Annotated in this window: 19 protein-coding genes and 2 pseudogenes; 3 read left to right on the forward strand and 18 right to left on the reverse strand. The window is 47.8% G+C overall.

Annotation, left to right across the window (positions count from 1 at the left end; genetic code table 11):
- Positions 1 to 197: 197 nt before the first annotated feature.
- Together prmC and prfA are read right to left on the reverse strand one after the other, a co-directional pair.
- A complete protein-coding gene (gene prmC, locus HT574_RS07520) occupies positions 198 to 1,061 on the reverse strand; it encodes a peptide chain release factor N(5)-glutamine methyltransferase (RefSeq protein WP_175244206.1) in 864 nt (287 codons plus the stop codon).
- A complete protein-coding gene (prfA, locus tag HT574_RS07525; protein WP_175244091.1) occupies positions 1,051 to 2,127 on the reverse strand; it encodes a peptide chain release factor 1 in 1,077 nt (358 codons plus the stop codon). The genes prmC and prfA overlap by 11 nt, the downstream gene beginning before the upstream one ends.
- Positions 2,128 to 2,398: 271 nt before the next feature.
- Here prfA and HT574_RS07530 point away from each other — a divergent pair.
- Positions 2,399 to 2,923: pseudogene (locus HT574_RS07530) on the forward strand (alcohol dehydrogenase catalytic domain-containing protein); the annotation flags it as partial.
- Positions 2,893 to 3,588: pseudogene (adh, locus tag HT574_RS07535) on the forward strand (aldehyde dehydrogenase); the annotation flags it as partial. The pseudogenes HT574_RS07530 and adh, both read left to right, overlap by 31 nt.
- 38 nt (positions 3,589 to 3,626) lie before the next feature.
- On the opposite strand, the gene HT574_RS07540 reads toward adh, so the two are convergent.
- The 9 genes from HT574_RS07540 to HT574_RS07580 all read right to left on the reverse strand — a co-directional run bounded on the left by HT574_RS07540 (position 3,627) and on the right by HT574_RS07580 (position 11,647).
- Entirely contained in the window at positions 3,627 to 4,067 is a 441-nt protein-coding gene (locus HT574_RS07540) for a hypothetical protein (protein ID WP_017436892.1), read from the reverse strand.
- A gap of 68 nt (positions 4,068 to 4,135) precedes the next feature.
- Positions 4,136 to 4,753: a thymidine kinase gene (locus tag HT574_RS07545; RefSeq protein WP_017436893.1), complete on the reverse strand. Its 618-nt coding sequence runs from the start codon at positions 4,751 to 4,753 to the stop codon at positions 4,136 to 4,138.
- A gap of 289 nt (positions 4,754 to 5,042) precedes the next feature.
- A complete protein-coding gene (rpmE, locus tag HT574_RS07550; protein WP_017436895.1) occupies positions 5,043 to 5,243 on the reverse strand; it encodes a 50S ribosomal protein L31 in 201 nt (66 codons plus the stop codon).
- Positions 5,244 to 5,424: 181 nt separating this feature from the next.
- Positions 5,425 to 6,699, reverse strand: coding sequence for a transcription termination factor Rho (rho, locus tag HT574_RS07555; RefSeq protein ID WP_026078614.1), 1,275 nt, complete (start codon positions 6,697 to 6,699; stop codon positions 5,425 to 5,427).
- Between the two features lie 499 nt (positions 6,700 to 7,198).
- Entirely contained in the window at positions 7,199 to 8,161 is a 963-nt protein-coding gene (gene glpX / locus HT574_RS07560; protein WP_017436897.1) for a class II fructose-bisphosphatase, read from the reverse strand.
- Between the two features lie 33 nt (positions 8,162 to 8,194).
- Positions 8,195 to 9,481, reverse strand: a complete 1,287-nt coding sequence (locus HT574_RS07565) for a UDP-N-acetylglucosamine 1-carboxyvinyltransferase (protein WP_175244092.1) — start codon at positions 9,479 to 9,481, stop codon at positions 8,195 to 8,197.
- A 52-nt stretch (positions 9,482 to 9,533) separates the two neighbouring features.
- Complete coding sequence (fsa, locus tag HT574_RS07570) at positions 9,534 to 10,181, reverse strand: fructose-6-phosphate aldolase (RefSeq protein ID WP_017436899.1); 648 nt, start codon at positions 10,179 to 10,181, stop codon at positions 9,534 to 9,536.
- An 85-nt stretch (positions 10,182 to 10,266) separates the two neighbouring features.
- Positions 10,267 to 11,130 (reverse strand): class II fructose-bisphosphate aldolase, encoded by an 864-nt coding sequence (locus tag HT574_RS07575; protein ID WP_017436900.1) that lies wholly within the window; start codon positions 11,128 to 11,130, stop codon positions 10,267 to 10,269.
- Positions 11,131 to 11,284: 154 nt separating this feature from the next.
- Positions 11,285 to 11,647, reverse strand: a complete 363-nt coding sequence (locus tag HT574_RS07580; RefSeq protein ID WP_017436901.1) for a response regulator — start codon at positions 11,645 to 11,647, stop codon at positions 11,285 to 11,287.
- Positions 11,648 to 11,798: 151 nt separating this feature from the next.
- On the opposite strand from HT574_RS07580, the gene HT574_RS07585 reads away from it, so the two are divergent.
- Complete coding sequence (locus HT574_RS07585) at positions 11,799 to 12,332, forward strand: DUF2529 domain-containing protein (RefSeq protein WP_175244093.1); 534 nt, start codon at positions 11,799 to 11,801, stop codon at positions 12,330 to 12,332.
- 53 nt (positions 12,333 to 12,385) lie between these two features.
- Here the strand turns inward: HT574_RS07585 and HT574_RS07590 are convergent, their stop codons facing one another.
- The 7 genes from HT574_RS07590 to HT574_RS07620 form a co-directional block, all read right to left on the reverse strand.
- On the reverse strand, positions 12,386 to 13,981 hold the full coding sequence (locus HT574_RS07590; protein WP_017436903.1) for a CTP synthase: 1,596 nt from the start codon (positions 13,979 to 13,981) through the stop codon (positions 12,386 to 12,388).
- A gap of 165 nt (positions 13,982 to 14,146) precedes the next feature.
- Complete coding sequence (gene rpoE, locus HT574_RS07595) at positions 14,147 to 14,698, reverse strand: DNA-directed RNA polymerase subunit delta (protein ID WP_175244094.1); 552 nt, start codon at positions 14,696 to 14,698, stop codon at positions 14,147 to 14,149.
- A 236-nt stretch (positions 14,699 to 14,934) separates the two neighbouring features.
- On the reverse strand, positions 14,935 to 18,192 hold the full coding sequence (gene icmF, locus HT574_RS07600) for a fused isobutyryl-CoA mutase/GTPase IcmF (RefSeq protein ID WP_175244095.1): 3,258 nt from the start codon (positions 18,190 to 18,192) through the stop codon (positions 14,935 to 14,937).
- Positions 18,193 to 18,210: 18 nt separating this feature from the next.
- A complete protein-coding gene (locus tag HT574_RS07605) occupies positions 18,211 to 18,843 on the reverse strand; it encodes a TetR/AcrR family transcriptional regulator (protein WP_042406819.1) in 633 nt (210 codons plus the stop codon).
- A 27-nt stretch (positions 18,844 to 18,870) separates the two neighbouring features.
- A complete protein-coding gene (locus HT574_RS07610; protein WP_175244096.1) occupies positions 18,871 to 20,010 on the reverse strand; it encodes an acyl-CoA dehydrogenase in 1,140 nt (379 codons plus the stop codon).
- A 42-nt stretch (positions 20,011 to 20,052) separates the two neighbouring features.
- Positions 20,053 to 21,195 carry an acyl-CoA dehydrogenase gene (locus tag HT574_RS07615; protein ID WP_175244097.1) on the reverse strand — a complete coding sequence of 381 codons (1,143 nt, stop codon included), beginning with the start codon at positions 21,193 to 21,195 and terminating at the stop codon, positions 20,053 to 20,055.
- A 21-nt stretch (positions 21,196 to 21,216) separates the two neighbouring features.
- A complete protein-coding gene (locus HT574_RS07620) occupies positions 21,217 to 22,068 on the reverse strand; it encodes a 3-hydroxybutyryl-CoA dehydrogenase (RefSeq protein ID WP_175244207.1) in 852 nt (283 codons plus the stop codon).
- Positions 22,069 to 22,110: the final 42 nt, after the last annotated feature.

The raw sequence follows: 22,110 nt of genomic DNA on the forward strand, positions 1-22,110 counted from the left end.
TTGTGGACAGTGTGAGCCAATTTTAAACTCTATCAATCTAAAAAAATCATTTTTTTAATCCATTTGGATATAAAGGGGCAATATCCATCCATTAGCATCCACGTTTTAGCGCCGCGCGGACCAATGCCAAGCGGATCCCGCTCAAACAAGAAGGCAAGTCGGTGACTTGCCTTCGTTCAGCAAAAATCCAAAAAATGTTATTGTAACGTCGCATATACCATTCGGTCTTTTCCATTGATGTCGAAAGCAACTTCGACGTTCGCCGGCGGAAATGCCTCCTCTAGCAATGCGGCAACCGCCTCCCCTTGCCCGGCTCCCACTTCAAACGCCACAAGCGCCCGTTCTTTTAGCACAAGAGGCAGTTCGCGGGCAAAGCGGCGGTAAAACGCAAGACCGTCCTCACCGCCGGCAAGCGCCACAAAAGGTTCATGATCCTTCACAATAGGGGAAAGCAAAGCGATGTCGCCTTCTGGAATATAGGGCGGGTTGGAGACAACGACGTCTACTTTGCGGTTTGCTTCGATAAGCGGCCGCAACAAATCGCCGCGTAAAAAAGCGACCTCGGCGCCAAGACGCTCCGCATTTTGTGCTGCCACCTGCAAGGCTTCTCGCGAAATGTCAATAGCCGTCACGCGCAGCGCCGGATTTTCTAAGGCAAGCGTCACCGCAATCGCTCCGCTTCCCGTGCCGACATCGACAACATCCAATTGGTGATTATATGGAAATAAATGTGAAATTCTTGTTAACACGCCTTGTACTAATTCTTCTGTTTCCGGACGCGGAATGAGCACGTGGCGGTTGACAAGAAACGGACGGCCGTAAAAATGTTCGTAACCGATTAAGTGCTGAACTGGAACGTGTTCGTACACATGCTTATGAACATCCGCCATAAACGATTGATGCACGCTTTCATCGACCGGATCGCGCAGCCGCGCCAACAGCTGGGCTCTTGTCAGCCGCAAATGATGGCAAAGCAACAGTTCCGCCACCCGCTCTTCTTTTCCGTGCCGCTTTAAAAAAGAAGAAGCCCATGTGAGGACTTCGTAAATGTTACGATGCATCATTAGCCTGCTCCAATTTTTTCGCTTGATCATCTAAGATCAGCGCTTCAATGATTTCATCAAGATTCCCATCGAGCACTTGGTCAAGCTTTTGAATCGTCAGCCCGATGCGATGGTCGGTGACGCGGTTTTGCGGAAAGTTATACGTACGGATTCGCTCGGAACGATCTCCTGTTCCGACCGCCTGCTTGCGCGTCTGATCGTATTCGGCGCGCGCTTCCTGCTGGTATTTGTCATAAATGCGGGCGCGCAATACTTTCATCGCTTTTTCTTTGTTTTTAATTTGCGATTTTTCATCCTGGCAGGTAACCACAATGCCGGTTGGAATATGAGTCAAGCGGACGGCCGACATCGTCGTGTTGACGCTTTGTCCCCCCGGCCCGCTCGAAGCGAACGTATCGACGCGAATGTCTTTTTCGTTGATTTCCACTTCGATTTCTTCCATTTCCGGCAAACAAGCAACGGTTGCTGTCGATGTGTGGATACGTCCGCCAGATTCCGTTTCCGGGACGCGCTGCACACGGTGTGCGCCGTTTTCGTATTTCAGCTTGGAATACGCACCTTTTCCAATGATCGTAAAAATAATTTCTTTATATCCGCCCAATCCAGTCGGACTTGCTTCAATGACTTCTGTCTTCCATCCTTGCGATTCGGCGTAGCGCGTATACATCCGGTACAAATCGCCGGCAAACAGCGCCGCCTCCTCGCCGCCCGCCGCTGCGCGGATTTCCATAATGACGTTTTTCTCATCGTTCGGGTCTTTCGGCAACAGAAGTACTTTTAGCTTATTGACGAGCTCTTCTTCGCGCTGCTCCAGCTCATCAATTTCTTCCTTTACCATTTCGCGCAGCTCCGGATCGAGTTTTTCTTCTAGCATCGCTTTCGCATCTGCCAGCTGTTTGTGAACCGATTTGTATTCGCGATACGTCTGTACCGTTTCTTGTAAATCCGCCTGCTCTTTCGAATAGTCGCGGAGTTTTTTCGGATCATTAATGACTTCCGGATCCATCAGGAGTTGATTTAATTTTTCATAACGTTCTTCTACCGCTTCAAGACGATCAAACACGCTTTTCACCTCTGTTTTCCATGCACAGTCTAATTTATTATTATATCTCAAATATATGAAATAGAAAAGTGTATGTAGTAGAGGAGCTTAATAAACCAAATAAACTCAATATTGCGAAGATTAGTAAAAAATTATCGAAATTTTGTTTAATTTTAACAAAAATCCGGCAAAACATGTGAATTTGCCATAGAAAAACCGGTTTTTTCTATTGGCATAGTTTTTGCAGGATAAACTAGTGAAACTTTTTGAAATTTAGAAAGGGGTAGGGAGAATGAAAGCAGCAGTAGTCAATGAATTTAAGCAAAAACTAGAAATTAAAGAGGTGGAAAAACCGAAGCTAAACTACGGAGAAGTACTTATCAAAATTGAAGCTTGCGGGGTTTGCCACACCGATTTGCATGCTGCGCACGGAGACTGGCCAGTCAAGCCAAAATTGCCTTTAATTCCTGGACACGAAGGGGTAGGGATTGTTGTCGAAGTAGCAGAAGGAGTAAAATCCGTTAAAGTGAGAGACCGTGTCGGTGTTCCATGGCTATACTCCGCTTGCGGAGAATGTGAATATTGCTTGAGCGGACAAGAAACACTTTGCCCACATCAATTAAACGGCGGATATTCCGTCGATGGGGGATATGCGGAATACTGCAAAGCACCTGCCGATTATGTCGCAAAAATCCCAGAAAATTTGGATCCAGTAGAAGTCGCGCCGATTCTCTGCGCAGGAGTAACGACATACAAAGCGCTAAAGGTGTCTAACGCCAAACCAGGAGATATGATAATTATATTAATGGTGAATGGGTTCCGCCTATTGGAGGACAATATTTTGAAAATGTCACCCCTGTAACTGGCGGAGTGTTTTGTGAAGTCGCTCGCTCCCAAGCAGAAGATATGAGTCAGCATTAGACGCTGCCCATACTGCAAAAGAATCATGGGGAAAAACTTCTCCAGCGGAAAGAGCGTTAATTTTAAATAAAATTGCCGATTACATTGAGGCTAATCTAGAAATGCTGGCGGTAGCGGAAACGTGGGACAATGGTAAAGCGATTCGAGAAACATTGAATGCTGACTTGCCGTTATGTATTGATCATTTTCGTTACTTTGCCGGAGCTATCCGCGCTCAAGAAGGCACGATCAGCCAAATTGATGATGATACAGTAAGCTTATCATTTCCATGAACCGTTGGGCGTTGTTGGACAAATTATTCCTTGGAACTTTCCGTTATGAATGGCCGCATGGAAAATCGCTCCCGCACTGGCAGCGGGCAATTGTATTGTGTTAAAACCAGCAGAGCAAACTCCCGCTTCCATTATGGTGCTAATGGAACTGATCGGTGATCTATTGCCGCCAGGGGTACTAAATGTCGTTAATGGATTTGGTCTTGAAGCTGGAAAACCGCTAGCTTCGAATTCACGTATCGCTAAAATCGCCTTTACCGGAGAAACGACAACAGGTCGCCTCATCATATGGATAAAAAAAGATTCATCTTCTCAGAAGATGAATCCTTAATGTAAACGCACATGAATATCGTACGTCGGAATCGCTCTTATCAACAGTTTGTGAATCCGCGTCCGCTCTTTTTCCCGCTGCTCGGCTGTCAGCGACGAAGGGACGTGGACGGTCACGTACATGTTGTTTCCATTCATCCAAACCGATCCTGGTCTGTAATCGGTGTACGTTTCGATCACTTGCACCGCTTTGCGAATGTCGGCATGCTGATTTTCACTTCCGTCAGTGATGCTGATAAAATTCGGGTTTTGCCGCGTTTTTTCCGGGTCATCAAAGTTGTTATATAAATAGCGATCATAACCGCTTTGCGCTTTATCATCCGTAATTAGCCTTGTCCCGTTGCGATCTTCGCTTTGCTGACGGTACGAAGGATGGTCCGGATTTAATGAACAAGCGGAAAGCAAAAGAACAAAACCTAACAGCAGTATGCTTCTCATTCTTTTTCGCCTCCCTGCTGTTAGGTTTTCCTGTACGCTTCAAAATATAGATGGTAGGATTCGCCGTTTTATCGCGCGAAATGATGATTTGTTTTGTCCATTTTCACCGGTTTGCCGGGAACTTCATGATGATGGCGGCAGCGTGGTTCATATGCCTCGCTGGCGCCTACTAAAATCACCGGATCATCATAAGAGGCGGGAACGCCGTTAATGAGCCGCTGCGTCCGGCTTGCCGGGGAGCCGCATACGGTGCAGACGGCTTGCAGTTTGGTGACCGATTCGGCAACCGCCATGAGCGTTGGCACCGGCCCAAACGGTTCGCCACGGAAATCCTGGTCCAACCCCGCAACAATGACGCGATAGCCACGGTCCGCCAACGTTTGCACGACATCGACAATGTCGGCGGAAAAAAACTGCACTTCATCGATGGCAATAACGTCTGTTTCTTCCGAAATATGCTCAAAAATTTCTTGCGGCGAGGAAACCGGAATGGCAATCACCGAATTGCCGTTATGTGATACGACCGCTTCTTCGCTGTAGCGGTTGTCGATTGTCGGCTTGAACACTTTCACTTCCTGCTTGGCAAACTGCGCGCGGCGCACGCGGCGGATTAATTCTTCCGATTTTCCGGAAAACATGCTTCCGCAAATGACTTCCAACCAGCCGGACTGTTTCATAATATACATGAAAAATGCCTCTCCCTTCGTTCTCATCTGCCGGCATATGTATCTGTTATTGTACCTCGTTTTGGCATAAAAAAACAGGCAAGTTAAACGGGTCGCTTGCCTGTTTTTTATTTCATTGCGCTAGGACGTGACGGCTTCTGCCGCCAAGCGGCTCGCCTCCGCTTTTCTTATTGTCCAGCTCGGCTCGCAACCGCTCGGGGTCAAATAACCTTCGCCTTTGGGGTGACAAGCACCCCTGCAGGCGAAGAACATTTGCCCGTCGCGGTTAAGCGGCTCGCCTCCGCTTTTCTTATTTCAAGCCGTATTTTTTGTTGAATTTATCAACACGTCCTGCTGCAGAAACAAATTTTTGACGTCCTGTATAGAATGGATGGCATTCTGAGCAGATTTCTACGCGCAATTCATCTTTTACAGAACCGCTTTCGAATTCGTTTCCGCATGCGCAGCGTACGATGACTTTTTTGTACTCTGGATGAATTCCTGGTTTCATTCTTTTCATCTCCTTCCGCCCTGTATCATTTCGAAACAGAGTTGATATATCAATAAAATGAATTGGCGTTTACCAAAACACACATATTAAGATTATAACAACTTTCCTGTTCCTTTGCAACTAGTGATTTACTCCAACTTCTTCCTCTCTCATAAGAGCAGAAAGGAAGACATGACACTTTTTATATACGGGTGATTCCTCCATTTTTCCATTCTTCATCCAACAAAGCAAAGAACTCTTCGTTGGATTTGGTGCGGCGGAGTTTATTTAAAAACCGCTCAATGAAATCAGGAGAATCAGACATCGTTTTGCGAATCGCCCATAGTTTTTCCAAATGCTCTTTCGGAATAAGTAGCTCTTCTTTGCGTGTGCCGGAACGACGGATATCGATGGCTGGGAAAATGCGGCGCTCTGCCAGCGAGCGGTCGAGATGCAGCTCCATATTGCCCGTTCCTTTAAATTCTTCGTAAATGACGTCGTCCATGCGCGATCCCGTATCAATGAGCGCAGTCGCTAAAATCGTCAAGCTGCCGCCCTCTTCGATATTGCGGGCTGCCCCAAAAAACCGCTTCGGGCGATGGAACGCTGCCGGGTCGATTCCTCCTGACAGCGTGCGGCCGCTCGGCGGGATGACTAAGTTATAGGCGCGCGCCAGCCGCGTAATGCTGTCCATAAGAATGACGACATCGCGCTTATGCTCGACAAGGCGCATCGCGCGTTCTAGCACTAATTCAGCTACTTTAATATGGTTTTCCGGCACTTCATCAAACGTCGAGCTGACGACATCCCCTTGCACGGACCGTTCAATATCGGTTACTTCTTCCGGCCGTTCGTCGATGAGAAGAACGATCAGCTCTACTTCTGGATGATTCGTGGTAATGCTGTTAGCGATTTCTTTTAACAGCATCGTTTTCCCGGCTTTTGGCGGAGCAACAATGAGCCCGCGCTGTCCGAATCCGACCGGAGCAATTAAATCGATGATTCTGGTGGAAAGCTTGTCCGGAGTCGTTTCCAACTTCATTTGCCGGTTTGGATATAGCGGCGTCAGTGCCGGAAAGTGGACGCGCTCTTTCGCGACTTCCGGATCCTCGCCGTTGACTGCCTCGACATGAAGCAGTCCGAAATAACGCTCATTTTCTTTTGGAGGGCGCACTTTTCCCGATACTTTATCCCCATTGCGCAAGTCAAAACGGCGGATTTGTGACGCGGAAATATAGATGTCTTCCGAACTTGGAGAATAGTTAATAGGACGCAAAAAGCCAAATCCTTCTGATGGAATGATTTCCAGTACGCCTTCCATAAAAAATAATCCGTCTTGTTCCGCACGCGCTTTCAAAATAGCAAAAATAAGCTCTTTTTTTGTCAGTTTACTGTAATACGAAATTTTATATTGACGGGCGAGCTCATAAAGCTCTTTCAATTTCATGTTTTCTAATGTAGCAAGCGTTAGCTCCATTTTGACACCACACTTTTGCAATTTTTCGTTTTCTCCCATATTTCACACCGAACATTTCTTCATTTTACGAAATTCAAACGGATGGGATAAAAAAGAAGATGATGAAGGCGAAAAAATTAAGGAAGTAGAATGGCAGAGCTTATTTTTATGCACATGCAGCATGACTATTTTACCCTTTTTGCCGTTTTTTAATCAATAGTTTTTTAAGTATGCGTTGAACTTCTCCCACCTACACTGCGTTTAGAGGCGGAAGACTCCTGCGCTGTCACCTTTATGGAGGCGAAAATTAGCAGGCGATCTTCGCTGTTTTAGCGGTTAATCGTAACACTTCGCTGTGAGTATGGATACTTGCGCTCAAATTGGAAGATCGAAAGGGTAAAAATGAAGCCAATTCCTCTCCCACTTCCTCCCTTTACTCGTTGAAGCGGAGTCTGCACAGCAATTCTGGTAAAAATAAACGGGGGCGACGATCATCCTTTCTCCCCCGCTCACAGTGCATTTACTTAATGACTAAGTTCGGCTTTTTCTTTAAGCTGTGCCGACCTTCAATAAAGCGAACCGTCCCCGATTTGGCCCGCATGACAACGGAATGGGTGAGACCGTATGCTCCTTTAAATTGCACACCGCGCAACAGTTCTCCGTCGGTTACACCAGTGGCGGCAAAAATCGCATCGTCCCCTTTGACTAAGTCTTCCATACGAAGCACTTTGTTGACGTCAATGCCCATTTTTTTGCATCGTTCCACTTCTGCATCATTTTGCGGCAATAGCTGGCCTTGAATTTCGCCACCGAGGCATTTCAAGGCGACCGCCGCCAATACCCCTTCTGGCGCTCCTCCAGAACCGAATAAAATATCGACACCCGTATGGTCAAATGCCGTGTTAATGGCAGCGGCGACATCGCCGTCATTAATCAGCTTGATGCGTGCCCCTGCTTCGCGCAGCTCAGCGATGAGCCGTTCGTGGCGAGGGCGATTTAATACGATGGCGACAACGTCTTCAATGTCTTTGTTTTTCGCTTTCGCCACCGCTTTTAAATTGTCGATGACCGGAGCCTCGATATCAATCATCCCTACTGCTTCCGGACCGACGGCAATTTTATTCATGTACATGTCAGGGGCATGCAGCAAATTGCCGTGATCAGCGACAGCGACGACGGCTAAGGCGTTCCATCCGCCGGATGCAACGATATTCGTTCCTTCGAGCGGATCAACGGCGACATCGACGCGCGGACCGTAACCGTTGCCAAGTTTTTCACCGATATATAGCATCGGCGCTTCATCCATTTCTCCTTCTCCGATCACTACGGTCCCCTTCATCGGAATTGTATCAAACACATCACGCATCGCTGATGTGGCAGCATCATCTGCTTCGTTCTTTTTGCCACGCCCCATCCATCTGGCGGCAGCGAGGGCGGCTGCTTCCGTGACGCGGACAAGCTCCATCGATAAACTTCTTTCCATAAGGACTTCTCCCCTTCCCTTTGTTGCCTGGATTTATGCGTTTTTGATCTGTTCGACTTCTTCGTCCGTCATTTTTTCCCGCCAAATTGTCGCCCCAATATTCGTCAACTTTTCGACAAGATTGCTGTAGCCGCGGTCAATATGCTCGACTCCGGCAATTTCTGTAAGTCCTTCTGCCATCAAGCCGGCAATGACCAGCGCCGCGCCTGCGCGCAAATCGCTCGCTTTTACTTTTGCCCCTTGCAGTTGAACGGGACCGGTGATGATAGCCGAACGGCCTTCGACTTTGATGTTGGCATTCATGCGGCGAAGCTCATCGACATGTTTAAAGCGGGCGCTATAAATCGTATCCGTAACAACGCTCGTGCCATGCGCTTTGCATAAAAGAGCGGTAAATGGCTGCTGTAAGTCCGTTGGAAAACCTGGATATACAAGCGTTTTCACATCAACGGCTTTTAATGACGGCACCCCTGCGACGAAAATTTGGTCATCGCTTGTTTCCACACGAACACCCATTTCGCGCAATTTTGCTGTCAACGATTCGACGTGCTGCGGAATGACGTTATCGACGATTACTTCTTTTCCCATCGCCGCAGCGGCAATCATATACGTGCCGGCCTCGATGCGGTCAGGAATAATGGAATGGTGGCAGCCCGATAATTTTTCGACGCCGTCGATGCGAATGACGTCCGTCCCGGCGCCTTTAATTTTGGCGCCCATATTAGACAGCAAAGTCGCCACATCAATAATTTCCGGCTCTTTTGCAGCGTTTTCAATAATCGTCCGACCTTTGGCGCGCACTGCCGCCAACATGATGTTGATCGTCGCTCCAACGCTGACAACATCCAAAAAAATACGGGCGCCGCGCAATTCTTCGGCACGCAAATAAATTGCGCCTTGCTCGTTTGTTACTTTCGCCCCCAACGCCTCAAAGCCTTTAATATGCTGGTCAATCGGGCGCGGACCTAAATGGCAGCCGCCCGGCAAGCCGACGACTGCTTTTTTGAAACGACCGAGCATCGCTCCCATTAAATAATACGAGGCGCGTAATTTTTTTACTTTTCCATTCGGCAGCGGCATCGGCACCATATTTGTCGGATCGATGACCGCCTCTTTGCCGTCAAAATGGAACGATCCGCCAATTTCTTCAATTAAGCTCCCTAAAATGCGCACATCAGAAATGTCCGGCAGTCCTTCGATCGTAACCGGTGAATCGGCGAGAATCGTCGCGGGAATCAAGGCGACGGCGCTGTTTTTCGCGCCGCTCACCTTAATGGTCCCCTGCAGCGGATCCCCGCCAATAATTTTGATTTTTTCCATTATAGTCTCCCTTCTTTGATGAGAAGTTGACTCTTAGTTTATTGATTGCCGTTCACTGCTGTTTTTGCCGGTTCCAGTCAGCCAAAAACTTTTCAATCCCTTGGTCTGTAAGCGGATGGTTAAACAATTGCATCAATACTTTGTACGGGACCGTCGCGATATGTGCTCCTCTTAGCGCTGCTTCTGTCACATGAAGCGGATGGCGAATTGATGCTGCGATAATTTCTGTGTCAATTCCGTGGATATTGAAAATATCGGCGATCGTGGAAATCAGCTCAAAACCGTTATGACCAATATCGTCTAAACGGCCGAGAAACGGGGATACATACGTTGCTCCAGCACGTGCTGCTAACAGCGCTTGGTTGGCGGTGAACACTAATGTCACGTTCGTCTTAATGCCCTTTTCGCTAAATACTTTTACCGCTTTCAGCCCTTCCGGTGTCATTGGCACCTTGATCGTAATGTTTGGCGCAATTTTTGCCAATTCTTCGCCTTCTTCAATCATTCCTTTCGCATCGGTGGAAATGACTTCTGCGCTTACCGATCCCGATACAATGGAAGTAATTTCGCGAAGGCGGTCATGAAACGAAACGTTTTCTTTGGCCACAAGGCTCGGGTTGGTCGTCACTCCGGCTAAAATGCCAAGCTCATTCGCCTTTTTAATTTCTTCCAAATTGGCTGTATCGATAAAAAACTTCATGGCGATATCCTCCTTTATCCTTGATGGGGCAAGAAAGAGAAACCGCAGTGACGTTACCCGTCAAGCGGTTTTTCTTTTTTGCTGGTTATTGTACTGCTTTTCCAGAAGAGCCAAATTCACGCATTTTCCCGATGACCGTCGCTTTAATTGCGTCGCGGCCTGGGCCGATAATTTTGCGCGGATCATATACTTTTTCGTCTTTCGCTAACAATTCGCGGACGACTTTTGTAAACGCGATTTGGTTTTCCGTATTGACGTTAATTTTTGAGGTACCAAGGGAAATGGCGCGTTGAATTTGTTCGGTCGGGATGCCCGTACCGCCGTGCAGCACAAGCGGAATACCGGTTAAATCGCGAATTTGCTCCATTTCAGCGAACCCTAGCTTTGGCTCTCCTTTGTATGGACCGTGAACCGAACCTAAAGCAGGTGCTAAACAGTCAATGCCTGTCCGTTTGACTAATTCTTCACATTCTTTCGGATCCGCATAAATAATGCCTTCACCGACGACATCGTCTTCCTGCCCGCCGACCGTTCCTAGCTCCGCTTCTACCGATACGCCGCGCGCATGTGCGTATTCGACGACCTGCGAAGTGATTTTGACGTTTTCTTCAAACGGATGATGGGAGGCATCAATCATAACGGAAGTAAAACCGGCGTCAATAGCTGCTTTACATTTTTCAAAACTGGAACCATGGTCGAGGTGGATCGCCACTGGAACAGTAATATTCATATCTTCCATCAAGCCTTTAACCATATTGACGACTGTTTTAAAGCCGCTCATATAACGCGCTGCACCTTCAGACACGCCGAGAATGACCGGTGATTTTTCTTCTTCCGCCGCCGCTAAAATCGCCTGTGTCCATTCTAAGTTGTTAATGTTAAATTGGCCGACAGCGTATTTTTCGCGCAACGCTTTGTTCAACATTTCTGTCATTGATACTAAAGGCATTGCCAAATCCTCCTTATGTTCTAACGTCATCGCCTTTCCTAAACATAGCTATGCGCCATTCCAACAGGGGTATGTATGAAAGGCGTAAAATTGTCCTACGCTATAAGCATACCAACTTACAAAGAAAACAGCAACATTGTCACTTTAGACAAATTTATGACACTAAATGTTTCTTTACAGCCGTGCGCAAATCGTCAATATCAAACGGTTTAGCAAAATGCATAATTGCTCCTAATTCCTTTGTTTCCTGAATCATGTCAAGCTCCCCGTAAGCGGTCATAATAATGACTTTTATATCAGGATCAATTTCTTTTAACCGCTTTAGTATTTCAATGCCGTCCATGCCAGGTATTTTCATATCCAATAATACGAGATCAGGCCGGTGTTTGCGGACAATTTCAAGCGCCTGCATCCCGTTTGCCGCCTGGTATGTCGTATAGCCTTCCCGCTGAAACACTTCGTTTAATAAAATGCGGATTCCGTATTGATCATCGACAATCAAAATTTTTTTACTCATCTATTATGCACCTCAATTCATTTGTTTTTTTCTTCCACCTTAATAGTTTCGCATTTCCCTACTATATTTCCTGCCGATTTTTTCGCCATTTCGCCAAATTCCCATCCGTTCATTGTTTTTTGTATAATAGGCAACGAAGGGAGGACGAATAGTGAAAATTTTCGCGACACAAACAATCGGCTTTTTGCAAAAAATTGCTGCAGAAGAAGAGCTGGCGCTCGAAGACGGAGCGCGTCTGCTCGCACAGGCAGTGATCGGCGACGGCCGCATTTTGCTTCACGGTTTTCATGAAATGGAAGCGGTCGTGATTGAAGCGCTTTACGGACCGGATCCGCTGCCAAAAGCAGCCCGGTTAATGGAAAACGGCCGCCTGCGCGATGATATTGATGAAACGGACCGCGTTTTATTGATTGCGAGATTTTCCAATGATAAAGACGCCATCAGCCTTGCCGAACGCTTAAAAGAACAAGGTCTTGAAATTGCCGCTATTTCCGCTGTTGTCAAAGACGAGCAACGATCACTAGTTGACATTGTCGATGTCCATATCGATAGTAAATTGCTGAAACCGGTCATTCCGAAAGACGATGGCAGCCGCATCGGCATGCCGACGGTGATTACGGCTTCGTTTGCCTACTATTGCCTGCTGCTTACAATGGATGACATCTTAGAAGAATACGCGCAGTAAACAAACAGGACTATCTCGCCGTATGCAAGATAGTCCTGTTTTGCTTTGCGTCGTTATTGTTTTAGTGACGCTTTAACGAATTCGCGGAACAGTGGCTGCGGTCTTGTCGGACGCGACGTAAATTCCGGATGGAATTGGGCGGCGACAAACCATGGGTGGTCTTTTAGTTCAATAATTTCAACAAGCCGGCCGTCCGGGCTTGTCCCGGAAAAGACGAAGCCGTGCTGCTCCATCATTTGCCGATAATGATTGTTAAACTCATAACGGTGGCGATGGCGTTCATAAATCACTTCATCCTGATACGCTTCATAAGCAAGCGTTCCTTCTTGAAGCTTGCAAGGATACAGACCGAGACGCAGCGTGCCGCCTAAATCTTCGATATCCTTTTGTTCCGGCAGCAAATCGATGATCGGATGCGGCGTATTCGGGTCAAATTCCGCGGAATGTGCCTCTTTTAGCCCGACGACATTGCGGGCAAATTCAATGGAAGCAAGCTGCATGCCGAGGCAAATGCCAAGGAACGGCACTTTTTGTTCACGCGCATAGCGGATTGCTTCAATTTTTCCTTCAATGCCGCGGTCGCCAAATCCCCCTGGCACAAGAATGCCGTCCGCATCGCCTAACAATTCGGCGACATTTTCCCGACTGACATGTTCAGAGTTAATCCATTTAATATCGATATCGGTGTCAAACGCATATCCGGCATGGCGCAGCGCTTCGACGACGGAAATGTAGGCATCTTGCAGTTCGACATATTTTCCGACCAGCGCAATTTTCGTTGTCCGCGACAAATTGCGCACTTTTTCCACCAGCGCCTTCCATTCCGTCATGTCCGCTTCCTTGCAGTTTAATTTCAAATGGTCGCAAACGATTTGGTCGAGTTTTTGCTCCTGAAGCATCAGCGGAACCGCGTATAACGTATCGGCGTCGCGCGCTTCAATGACTGCCTTCGGATCAATATCGCAAAATAGCGCGATTTTCTCTTTCATTTCTTGCGGCATTGGCATTTCCGTGCGGACGACGATGACGTTTGGCTGAATGCCGAGGCTGCGCAATTCTTTGACACTATGCTGCGTCGGTTTTGTTTTCATTTCGCCAGCCGCTTTAATATACGGAACGAGTGTGCAATGAATGTACATCACGTTTTCGCGGCCAACATCGCTTTTTATTTGGCGGATCGCTTCTAAAAACGGCAGCGACTCGATATCGCCGACCGTGCCGCCGATTTCTGTAATGACGACATCGGCGTTTGTTTCGCGGCCGGCGCGGAAGACCCGTTCTTTAATTTCATTCGTGATGTGTGGAATGACTTGCACCGTTCCGCCCAAGTAGTCGCCGCGTCGCTCTTTTCTGATTACAGCGGAATAAATTTTTCCAGTCGTGACGTTGCTGTATTTGTTTAAGTTGATATCGATAAAACGTTCGTAGTGGCCTAAATCAAGGTCTGTTTCCGCACCGTCGTCCGTCACAAACACCTCACCGTGCTGATACGGACTCATCGTTCCCGGATCGACATTAATGTACGGGTCAAACTTTTGGATCGTGACATTTAATCCTCGGTTTTTTAACAGCCGGCCTAACGATGCCGCCGTAATCCCTTTTCCTAACGAGGATACGACACCGCCAGTCACAAAAATATATTTTGTCATCTTGTCTTCCCCCTTGCCAAATTGCATGTAGCAGTTTCAGTGTGCGCCAATAACACAAATAAAAAACGCTCCGCTTACAATATGTAAGGGAGCGATATAGTTTTTCCTGTTTTTAAGAGCCCAAATAAAATTCTATCTAGTTCTATTGGCAAAGTCAAGAGAATATTATTCGTCTTCTTTAGAGTCATCGATCTTGAGCTCTTCGTCCAGCTCATCATCTCCTAAGCCGAACTCATCGTTGTCAAGAATTTCATCGTCAAACTCGACATCATCGTCGAGATCGAATTCGTCGTCCTCAAGAAGCTCATCTTCATCCAAATCAAGATCGTCCTCGTCATATTCGTCGAGATCATCGTAATCGATATCTTCTTCATCAAGAAGATCATCGTAATCATCATACTCATCATCAAGCGCTTTTTTCTTCTTCGGCTTCGTCACCATGACCGTTTCGTCTTCCGTTTGATCAAACGGATACCAAGTACGCAGCCCCCAGACATTTTCCCCGACGCAAATAAAACGCCCGTCGATATTTAAATCTGTATAGTACTGAGCAAGCCGCTGTTTTACTTCCTGTTCTGATAAACCAATTAGCGCAGCAACTTCGTCTACAAGCTGTTGGAACGATAACGCTTCCCTTTTTTCTGATAAAATGAGACTAGCGAGTTCCACAAATGACATTTCCCGCAATTCCTCTTGAGAGTATTGCTGCAGACTCAAATTCGGCACTCCCCTTCTACGTAATAAACTAACGAATGAATGCGAGTTGAATACATACCATTCATTATAAACAAATTCTTGCCGTTTATGCTACCTATTTGCAGAAAAAAATGCACATTTCTAGCTTTGATGTTTGATAGGGTATGGACCATTGCCCTCACCTACATTTCCCGCGGCCATTTCTCGTTTTATGACACGAAAAAAGGAAATCGGCAAGCGATTTCCTTTTTCCGCATTTACATGTTGCGGCGGTATTGCCCGCCCACTTCATAAAGGGCGCGTGTAATTTGTCCAAGGCTGGCGACTTTCACTGTTTCCATTAACTCTTCGAAAATATTACCGCCGCTTACCGCCACCTGCTTAAGACGCTCTAGCGCCGCCTCCACCTTATCTTTATTTCTCTCTTGGAATTCACGCAAGTTTTTAATTTGCAATTCTTTTTCTTCATATGTTGCACGCGCGAGCTGGATGTTGTTTAATTCCTCTTCCGACGGCGGATTCGGATTGAGGAACGTATTGACGCCGATGATCGGAAGCTCGCCGCTGTGTTTTTTCGTCTCGTAATACATTGATTCTTCTTGGATTTTTCCGCGCTGATATTGCATTTCCATTGCGCCGAGCACGCCGCCGCGGTCGTTGAGGCGCTCAAATTCCTGCAATACCGCTTCTTCTACTAAATCGGTCAGCTCTTCAATAATGAACGAGCCTTGAAGCGGATTTTCGTTTTTCGCCAGACCAAACTCCTTCGTGATGATGAGCTGGATCGCCATCGCCCGACGGACCGACTCCTCGGTCGGTGTGGTGATCGCTTCGTCATAGGCGTTCGTATGGAGCGAGTTGCAGTTATCGTAAATCGCCATTAACGCCTGCAACGTCGTGCGGATATCGTTAAAATCGATTTCCTGCGCATGGAGCGAACGGCCGGATGTTTGAATATGGTATTTTAGCTTTTGGCTCCGTTCGTTTGCCCCGTATTTTTCGCGCATGACGATCGCCCAAATGCGGCGCGCCACACGGCCGATCACCGAATATTCCGGATCTAGACCATTGCTGAAGAAGAAGGAAAGGTTTGGCGCGAAATCATCGATTTTCATGCCGCGGCTTAAATAATATTCGACGTACGTAAAGCCGTTGGCGAGCGTAAACGCCAACTGGGTAATCGGATTGGCGCCCGCTTCGGCGATATGGTAGCCCGAGATGGATACCGAATAATAGTTGCGTACTTTATGTTTAATAAAATATTCTTGAATGTCGCCCATCATTTTCAAGGCGAAATCGGTCGAGAAAATACACGTATTTTGCCCTTGGTCTTCTTTTAAAATATCAGCTTGGACTGTGCCGCGCACCGTTTGCAACGTATACGCTTTTACTTCTTCGTATTCTTCTTCCGTCAGCGGACGGCCTAGCTCTTTTTCCCGCTTTTCGACTTGCTGGTCGATCGCCGTGTTCATAAACATTGCTAAAATAATCGGCGCCGGACCGTTGATCGTCATCGATACCGACGTCAGCGGATCACACAAATCAAAGCCTTTATACAGCTTTTTCATATCATCGAGCGTACAGACGCTGACGCCGCTTTCGCCAACTTTCCCAAAGATATCCGGACGGTAATCCGGGTCTTGGCCATACAGCGTAACCGAATCGAACGCGGTGCTTAACCGCTTAGCTTTATCTTCTTTGCAGAGATAGTGGAAGCGCCGATTCGTCCGCTCCGGCGTGCCTTCGCCGGCAAACTGCCGTTTTGGATCTTCGCCTTGCCGCTTGAACGGAAAGACGCCGGCTGTATATGGGAATGAGCCTGGGACGTTTTCTTTGTATACCCAGCGCAAAATTTCGCCGTAATCTTTAAATTTCGGCAACGCCACTTTCGGAATATCGAGTCCCGACAAGCTTTTCGTCGTTAAGTCGGTAACAATTTCCTTATCGCGCACTTTGGTCACAAACTGTTTTCCCGCATATTTCGCTTTCAAATCTTCCCATGACGCAAGAATCCGTCTCGATTCCGGCGTGAGTTCGTTTTCATAATGCTGCTTGAGTGCTTCGAGCGCCGCGATCACTTCTTCGCTTTCGCCGCGTTCTTTTGCGGCTTCGATCGCCCCTTCAATTTGGAAAAGACGGCGCGCGAGTTCGGACTGTTGTTCGACGCGCTTATGATAGTTGCGGACCGTTTCCGTAATTTCCCGCAAGTAATGGCGCCGCTCACTTGGAATGATGACGTTATGCTTTTCGACGTTCGCTACCGTTTTCAAGTTCGTTTTCCAGTTCGTTCCCGCTTTTTGATTGATCAGGTCGACCAGTGCGACAAACAGCGTGTTCGTTCCCGGATCATTAAATTGGCTGGCGATCGTGCCGTAGACCGGCATTTCCGAAAGATCTTTATCAAATAGCTGGTGGCTGCGCTGATATTGTTTTTGCACTTGGCGTTTCGCATCTTCCGACCCTTTGCGCTCAAATTTGTTGATGACGATTAAATCGGCGTAGTCAATCATATCGATTTTCTCAAGCTGCGTCGGCGCGCCGAATTCGCTCGTCATGACATACATCGAAATATCGCATATTTCCGTAATCGCAGCATCGCCTTGGCCGATTCCGCTCGTTTCGACGATAATTAAATCAAAACCTGCCGCTTTGACAACAGAAATGGCATCGCGAATCGCAAGCGACAGCTCCGAGCGGGAATTGCGCGTCGCTAGGCTGCGCATATAGACGCGCGGCGAGTTGATGGCATTCATGCGGATGCGGTCGCCAAGCAAAGCGCCGCCCGTTTTTTGTTTCGTCGGATCAATCGATAAAATCGCGATTTTGATATCCGGAATTTCGTTTAAGAAACGGCGCACTAACTCATCGGTCAGCGAGCTTTTCCCTGCTCCGCCCGTGCCGGTAATGCCGAGAACCGGCACCGCTTTGGCCATCGTTTTCACCTTTTCTAGCGCCGTCTCCGCCGCTGCCGCCGCTTCGCTTGAAACATCGACGCGGCTTTCGCATAACGTGATTAAACGCGCGATCGCTTGGACATCTCCATTTGGGAGCCGTTCTAATTCGTCAGTGATTTCGGTAACGGTCGGAAAATCGCATTCTTCGAGCATAATGTTAATCATGCCTTGCAACCCAAAACGGCGGCCGTCTTCCGGCGAAAAGATGCGGGCAATGCCGTATTCATGCAGCTCCTTGATTTCACGCGGAATAATGACGCCGCCTCCGCCGCCGTAAATGCGGATATGGGAAGCGCCGCGCTCTTGCAGCAGGTCGTACATATATTTAAAAAATTCCATATGCCCGCCTTGATAAGAAGAGACAGCAATTCCTTGCACATCCTCCTGGATCGCGGCATTGACAATTTCATCTACGGAACGGTTGTGCCCTAAATGAATGACTTCCGCGCCGCTCGCCTGCAAAATGCGGCGCATGATATTAATCGACGCGTCATGGCCGTCAAATAAGCTTGACGCCGTCACAAACCGTACGTGATGTTTCGGACGATAAATATGTGCCATCCTTTCCTCCCCCTTTAATCATGATGACCGTTTCTTCATAATCCCCTTTAGCAGCAATTCCGTCTGCAGTTCAATATATTCATCAAGCGTATATAGTCTTTTCAGCGCCCAGCGGCGAAACGCCCACATTTGTCCCAGCACGAAAATGTCGTGAGCGAACAGTTTGATTTCTTCCTCCGTCAGCTGAAATACGCCGTTGTTGACGCATGTCTGCAAAATGTTTTCAAACATGCCGACCATTTGGATTTCTTTGTTGAGCACGTATGGCAGCGATTCTTTGCTGAGCGATTTTACTTCCTGGTACATAACGAGCACTTCGTCTTGCAAATCGTCGATGACTCTGAAATAGCGGGCGATCGCTAACTTAAAGCTTTCGATCGTGCCATGGTGGGTGTCGATGTCTTTTTCCATCCGTTCGCGCACTTCATCATAAATGCGGTCGCAAACGAGATAGAGGATGTCTTCTTTTTTGCGGATATATTCATACAGTGTGCCAATGCTAAATCCGGAAGCTTTAGCGATTTCCCTTGTTGTCGTCTGGTGAAATCCTTTTTGTTTAAATAAGGAAATCGCTCCTTTAATCATTTGGTTACGGCGCTTTTTGACAAGTTTCTCATCTTTGACGGATGCAATCACTTCCCGTTTTTTCATCTTGACCACCTGCAATGGCACGGATGCTTATCTAGTAAGCATCCGCGAAATAACAAGGCGTTGAATTTCTTGCGTTCCTTCGTAAATTTGCGTAATTTTCGCATCGCGCATAAACCGTTCGACCGGGTAGTCTTTCGTATAGCCGTTGCCGCCGAAAATTTGCACGGCATCGACCGTTACTTTCATCGCCGTATCGCCGGCAAATAGCTTCGCCATCGCCGATGCTTTGCCATACGGCAGGCCGTTGGATTCGAGCCATGCTGCCTGATACGTCAGCAGGCGCGCCGCTTCAATCGCCGTTGCCATGTCGGCCAATTTAAAGGCAACGCCTTGCTGCTCGGCGATCGGCTTGCCAAATTGCACCCGTTGTTTGGTGTATTCAACCGCTGCGTCCAACGCTCCTTGGGCGATGCCGACCGCTTGCGCCGCAATGCCGTTGCGGCCGCCGTCAAGCGTCATCATTGCGATTTTAAAACCTTCCCCTTCTTGGCCGAGCAAGTTTTCTTTCGGAATGCGGCAGTCTTCAAAAATGAGCTCAGTTGTCGGCGAGGAACGAATGCCGAGCTTTTTCTCTTTTTTGCCGATCGAAAATCCCGGCGTACCTTTTTCGACAATAAACGCGCTGATGCCTTTATGGCGTTTTTCCGGATCGGTAACAGCAAAGACGACATAAATTTCCGCTTCGCCGCCGTTGGTAATCCATACTTTTGAACCGTTTAGTACATAGTAGTCGCCTTCGCGCACCGCCCTCGTTTTCATCGAGGCCACATCCGAACCGGCGCCCGGCTCGGAAAGGCCGTACGCACCGAGTTTTTCCCCTGTCGCAAGGGCGCGCAAGTATTTTTGCTTTTGTTCTTCCGTACCGAATTTATAGATCGGCCAGCTGGCCAGGGAAATATGTGCCGATAGCGTGACCCCAGTAGAAGCGCATACTTTTGACAATTCTTCCACCGCAATAACATATGCCAAATAGTCGCTGCCGATGCCGCCGTACTCTTCCGGCCATGGAATTCCGGTCAAGCCTAATTCAGCCATTTTATTAAAAATTTCGCGGTCAAACCGTTCTTCTTCGTCTCGTTCCGCCGCTGTCGGCGCCACTTCCTTTTCGGCAAACTCGCGCACCATTTTTCGTATCATTTCATGTTCTTCGCTTAATTGAAAATTCATAATCCCGATCCCCCATTTATAAATGCTGATGGTTATGTTGCCTTACTTTTTCGTTAAGTATTTGCTAATGACCAAACGTTGAATTTCGCTTGTTCCTTCGTAAATTTCACAAATTTTTGCATCGCGGAACAACCGTTCGACGGGATAATCTTTCGTATAGCCGTTGCCGCCGAAGATTTGCACCGCTTCGATCGCGTTTTCCATCGCCGTTCTTGAAGCGAACAATTTTGCCATCGACGCTTCTTTTCCACATGGCAGGCCTTGCGCCCGTAAAAATGCCGCGCGATAGACAAGCAGTTTCGCCGCTTCAACCGCAGTCGCCATATCAGCGAGCTTAAAAGCGACACCTTGCTGCTCGGCGATCGGCTTGCCAAACTGGATGCGTTCTTTCGCATAAGCGGTCGCATGTTCTAACGCCGCTTCGGCAATGCCAAGCGCCTGCGCAGCGATGCCGATGCGTCCAACATCGAGGTTGGCCATCGCGATTTTAAAGCCTTGACCTTCCTCGCCAAGCAAGTTTTCCGCCGGCACTTTCGCGCCTTCTAGCGTAATTTGTACCGTCCGTGAACCGTGCAGCCCCATTTTTTTCTCATCTTTGCCGATGATAAATCCTGGCGTATCTTTTTCAACGATAAAAGCAGAAATGCCGCGGCTGCCTTTTTCATTCGGGTCGGTGCGGGCAAAGACGATATACGTATCCGCCTCGCCTCCGTTGGTGATGAAAATTTTCGAACCGTTTAAAAGGTAGTAGTCGCCTTGGCGGACCGCTTTTGTTTTTAAGCTTTTCGCATCGGAGCCGGCATCCGGTTCGGTGAGGCAAAACGCCCCTAGGTACTCGCCTCTGGCCAGCTTCGGCACATATTTTTTCTTTTGCTCCTCCGTTCCGAAGTATAAAATCGGATTGGTGCCGACCGACGTATGCACCGATAAAATGACGCCGACCGTCGCGCTTACTTTCGAAATTTCATGGATGGCGATAATGTAGGAAACAAAGTCCATCCCGGCACCGCCGTACTCTTCCGGAACGGTAATGCCCATCAGCCCGAGCTCGGCCATTTTGTTTAAAATCGGGCGCGGAAATTCGCCTTGCTCCATGCGTTCCACAAATGGCGCGATTTCTGTTTGCGCGAACTCGCGCACCATGTTCCGCATCATTTCTTGTTCTTCTGTAAAGTGTAAATTCATGTATGCCACCTTCTTTGCTGATTACTCGTATGTGTAAAATCCTCTGCCTGTTTTGCGGCCGAGCCAGCCGGCTTTCACGTATTTGCGCAATAATGGGCATGGACGGTATTTATCATCGCCAAACCCTTCATGAAGCGTTTCCATAATATACAGACACGTATCCAAACCGATGAAATCAGCTAATGTTAGCGGCCCCATCGGATGGTTCATGCCAAGCTTCATCACTTCGTCGATCGCTTCTTTTGTCGCAACTCCTTCATATAACGCATAAATCGCTTCGTTGATCATCGGCATCAAGACGCGGTTGGAGATAAATCCCGGAAAGTCGTTGACTTCGACTGGTACTTTATTCAACTTGCGCGTAATCGCTTCAATCGTCTCATACACCTCATCCGCCGTCGCCAGCCCGCGGATAATTTCGACTAGCTTCATGACCGGAACCGGATTCATAAAATGCATGCCGATCACTTTTTCCGGGCGTTTCGTCGCCGCTGCGATTTCCGTAATTGGCAGCGAAGATGTGTTTGTCGCCAAAATCGTATGCGGCGGAGCGATTTGATCGAGTTCGGCAAACAATTGTGTTTTCACATCCATGTTTTCAACGACCGCTTCAATGACTAAATCGGCTTTCGCCGCGTTTTGCAAATCATTGGAAGGAGTGAGGCGCCCTAGTGTCGCCGCTTTTTCCTCTTCCGTCATTTTTCCTTTTTCCACTTGACGCGACAATAATTTTTCGATATTCGCCAATCCTTTGTCGATTTGTTGTTGGCTAATATCATGTAGGAAAACGTCGTATCCTGCCATTGCACACACTTGCGCAATACCGGAACCCATTTGTCCGGCACCGATGACCATAATCGTTTTTACATCCATCGTCTTCACATCCCCTGTCTTTCGTTGTTTCTGTTTATTTAA

The sequence above is a fragment of the Parageobacillus sp. VR-IP genome (assembly GCF_013357975.1).
Taxonomy (GTDB): domain Bacteria; phylum Bacillota; class Bacilli; order Bacillales; family Anoxybacillaceae; genus Saccharococcus; species Saccharococcus caldoxylosilyticus.